The sequence below is a fragment of the Burkholderia sp. HI2761 genome (assembly GCF_002223355.1).
Lineage (GTDB): Bacteria > Pseudomonadota > Gammaproteobacteria > Burkholderiales > Burkholderiaceae > Burkholderia.
This window is the reverse complement of the sequence record NZ_NKFN01000024.1, coordinates 1-1,188: the sequence shown is the minus strand read 5'-3', so window position 1 is coordinate 1,188 and position 1,188 is coordinate 1. Positions and strand designations below refer to the sequence as shown.

General features: G+C 61.7%; 1 protein-coding gene. It reads left to right on the top strand.

The features are described 5' to 3' along the window. The first annotated feature begins 208 nt into the window (after positions 1–208). Positions 209–1,159: an IS110 family transposase gene (locus tag CFB46_RS34945; protein WP_373558197.1), complete on the top strand. Its 951-nt coding sequence runs from the start codon at positions 209–211 to the stop codon at positions 1,157–1,159. Positions 1,160–1,188 lie beyond the last annotated feature (29 nt).

Genomic DNA, 1,188 nt, shown 5'->3' with positions numbered 1-1,188 from the left:
GTCTCCTTATATCTTCGATTTGCTTCAAACTTCAGTTGTGGCCCGCCGTGAGGCGGGCTGCCTTACCGGTTGGCGGCCATGGCACAGCTTGTGTCTCCTGCGAGCCATCGAGCTCGAATCACAGCTCAAGGCGTGTCGTGGCTGCCTCGTTTAACGCTATCCCGAATGGTTGATTGATCTCATTTCGCATCTATAAGGCTGGGAGTCGATGAACATGAGCCAACCGGTTTTCGTCGGTATCGATGTCGCCAAGGACAGTGTCGAAGTCTGCTGCTCGGACGCCTCGACGCATGCGTTCGAGAACACTGAAGCCGGACACGCGAAGTTGTTGCGCTGGCTCAGGCGCAAGACAGTTACGTTGGTCATACTTGAGGCCACCGGCGGCTACGAGCGAGCCTGCGCGGTGGCGCTGGCGGGCGTCGGATTGCCCGTGTCGGTCATCAACCCTCGCCAGGCACGTGATTTTGCGCGGGCTATGGGGCGACTGGCCAAGACCGATCGGCTTGACGCGCGGGCATTGGCCGAGTTCGCCGCCGTGTTGCATGCCCAGGGGCATCAGCCCCGTGCGTTGGCCACTCAGGAGCAGCGTGAGCTCGTCGCACTTGTTACGCGCCGACGGCAACTCGTGGCCATGCTCGTGAGCGAGCGGCAACGCCTGGCCGTCGCTCACGAGCGGGCCCGTGCCAGCATCGAGGCAATGATCGAGGCCTTGCTCAGTCAGTTGGCCGACATCGATAACGACGTACAACGTGTGCTTCAGGAACGCTACGCCGATCTGTCGGCTTTGCTGCAATCGGTCAAGGGCGTTGGCCCGACCACCGCCAGTACACTCATCGCTGAACTGCCCGAACTCGGACACCTCACTCGCAAGCAGATCACCAGTCTTGCGGGGCTTGCACCCATCAATCGCGATTCGGGCACCCTGCGCGGGCAGCGCCATATCTTCGGCGGGCGCTCCAGTGTCCGACGCGTACTGTACGTCGCCGCACTGGTCGCCACGCGCTTCAATCCGCTGATCCGTAGCTGCTATCTGAGGCTGATCGCCGCCGGCAAGCCCAAAAAAGTCGCCCTCGTCGCGTGCATGCGCAAACTGCTCATCACGCTCAATGCCATCGCCCGCTCGGGCGAGCGGTGGCAGCCGGATTTCAAGGGCGCATGACATGGGCTGTCTCAAGATGGTTGCTGTGT

Bases quoted from the DNA above. Each gene is read 5' to 3' on its own strand.
- CFB46_RS34945 (WP_373558197.1), top strand. From the start codon at position 209: ATGAACATGAGCCAACCGGTTTTCGTCGGTATCGATGTCGCCAAGGAC.